This window comes from Paenisporosarcina sp. P4_D4 (genome assembly GCF_056401835.1).
In genome coordinates this window covers 1-2647 of record NZ_JBFUIO010000208.1, presented here as the reverse complement: position 1 = coordinate 2647, position 2647 = coordinate 1, and the positions used below count along the sequence as shown (strand labels likewise).

Genomic DNA, 2647 nt, shown 5'->3' with positions numbered 1-2647 from the left:
TAACTATCCTACATATTGATTAAACCGTCTTACTCATACTTCTTTGTCTTAATAATTCAAGAGTATAGTAGTTAATAAAAGTGATGACCGGAATAAAAAATACAAAGACTAAAATACCCAAGCTACTAAAAAATCCGTCTGTCTGTTTATGAAATGTTTGAACGTCTAATTTGTAAAGAAGGACAGTAGCGATTGATAAAATAAGTGAATTTACACACAATGCACCTAATATTCCAAACCATTTATTTTTCTGCCTTTTTAATACCCAAATGCAGGTTAGTGTAGAAACAATTAGAGAAAATATTATAATAATGAAAAACACTAAATTCAAAAACCTTCACTCCTCCTAGTTACTCTAATGTGGGTATTTTCCTATAACCTCAGCCTTCTTGATAATACATTGAATACAAGTCATTTAATGTTATTTTCCCAAAACTAAACTCTGTTATTTGATTTTCATTAAGAAACTCTACTATATTTCCTAATCTCCCCGAATCATATCCGCGTACATCTAGTAGAGTACCGTCATTTGGCAATGATCGTACGTTTGTATCTGGAAACTCTTTTGAAAACTTTTCTTTTGTCATCTCTGTCATTTCTTTTACTCTTACGGTTGTGATTTCTCTTTCTTCAAACCCAGGGGATATGGCATTGACTAGTATCAATTCTCCATTTTTCATAAAGAAAATGCGGCTCGCATATTTTTCTAAGTTTTCTAATAAATGAGACGCCACAATAATCGTTTTTCCTTCGATTTTCTTTTTAACTAGTATTTGAGAAATAAGTTCGACATGAGTAGGATCTAATCCATTCATCACTTCGTCCATTAACATGACTTGGGTATCTGATACAATTTGCATTGCAAAGCAAAGTCTTTGGCGCATCCCCAAAGAATACGTTCCTGTTTTCTTGTCTATATATGACGCCATTCCAAGTTCATTTATTATACTGTCAATCAATTTTGGGTTACTGTTCCACATTGAGGAATAAATTTTTAAATGCTCTTTTCCGGAAATCTGATTGTATAAGTCACCTTGATCAGGCATCATGGATACTAGTTGATGTATTTTCACTTCATTCTTTTTATTTGTATATTCTAACTTATGATTTAGAATGACTTTCCCACTGTTTGGATTGATATAATTCATGATTACATTCATAAGTGTTGACTTTCCAGTCCCATTCGGAGCCACCAAACCAATAATTTCTCCCGGATTGAAAATCACCGAAACATCTTTTAAAATGACTCTACTTGAAAAGTGAACACCAATATTTTTTAATTCAATCATATCTTCACTCCATCTCTATCAAACTAAAGTAGCCTAAACTTTCTTTGATTACTAATCAAGAAAGTCGATAACAGAAAAATACACGTACACAATCCTAATACGGAGAGTCCGCCTTCAAATGTGAGTGCTTTGGAATTATAAAGATAGTTCCGATACCCCGAGATAATTTGCCCAACTTGAACATAGCTCGTTGGAGTCCACTGAATATTCCAGACCGTCCCATTCCCTCTATCAAAATAGATAAATTCAGCAATAACAAACACACTACCTACCAATAAATTTGCAAACTCATTTTTTAACATTACACTCACAAGAAGTAGTAATGAAATGATGAATAAAAACCAGAAAACCATAAAGAGCATGTTTTGTATTAGATATTCCCATAGCATTATATTTGAAAATAATTTTTCATCAGCAGAATATATCGGAACAGGTAAATCAAAATCTCCAAATCCATTTCGCCCACCAATTATCAATAAACCAACAGAGAGTGGAATAATTGATAGGATGGTACCTAGTAAGGCAACTCCTCCTTTTACAAGCAACTTTCTCCAAATTGAAAGTGGTAAACCTTGTAAAAGTGTTGGATTCCGGCGATCCTTCAACACGATATCCACCGTGAAGAATATACAGCTAACAATGAGAATTAGCGGAAGGTTAGAGTGTAACAGACGTTGCAATGTTTGTAAGGCTGTCCTTTCTTCGAAAATATTTACAGATAAACTCGATTTCCCTTCTGTATATCCTTCGTATCGACTTGCAGAATATAAATAGGCATAGTGTCCGTCCATCGGTGCATAATTATTTCCAAATGTGTAATACCCCGGATTATAAAATAGGACACCCATTCCCCTGTAAAAAATCATCTTATCAGCGTACTCATACCACTTAGAAGTAGCCTCAGCATACTCTTTCAGATTGTGATGTTTTATAGCTTCTAATCGTCCCTTATCATATTCATTCCATTCTGGGTAAATTTCTACAGCAAAAAAAGTTAAGAAATGTGTTCCTGCACTAATCTCAACATTATTTAGAAATTCCTCCCTTGTTAGATACCGTGCTTCAATTTCACTTTCATCTACTTTTTCAATAGGGTTATATGTTGGAGCAATTATTAGTGCATAATAACATGAGAAAAAAAGTAAAATGACATAAATTGCAATATTTTTCTTATTGCTAATAAATTGAAAAAATTCGAACTTGAAATACGCCAACATTCCTCACTCCCCTATATCTTTTTAAGTTTCCCAGTAGTCAAGAAGTACTTTACAGCGACTACCATTATGGCAATACTAATCCCGATATAGATAAGAACATGTGTGCTATTTAGGACGACTGGGTTTGCCAGGACAAGAGAC

General features: G+C 33.7%; 2 protein-coding genes. Both read right to left on the bottom strand.

Features of this window, described 5'->3' with window-relative positions; translation table 11 throughout:
* Nucleotides 1–380 precede the first annotated feature (380 nt).
* Nucleotides 381–1289, bottom strand: a complete 909-nt coding sequence (locus AC1DSL_RS17065) for an ABC transporter ATP-binding protein (RefSeq protein WP_477533129.1) — start codon at nt 1287–1289, stop codon at nt 381–383.
* Nucleotides 1290–1312: 23 nt separating this feature from the next.
* Nucleotides 1313–2506, bottom strand: a complete 1194-nt coding sequence (locus AC1DSL_RS17060; RefSeq protein WP_477533128.1) for an ABC transporter permease — start codon at nt 2504–2506, stop codon at nt 1313–1315.
* Nucleotides 2507–2647 lie beyond the last annotated feature (141 nt).

What these genes read in the sequence shown, in the direction of transcription:
- AC1DSL_RS17065 (WP_477533129.1), bottom strand. Translation starts at nt 1,289, where the DNA reads ATGATTGAATTAAAAAATATTGGTGTTCACTTTTCAAGTAGAGTCATT.
- AC1DSL_RS17060 (WP_477533128.1), bottom strand. Translation starts at nt 2,506, where the DNA reads ATGTTGGCGTATTTCAAGTTCGAATTTTTTCAATTTATTAGCAATAAG.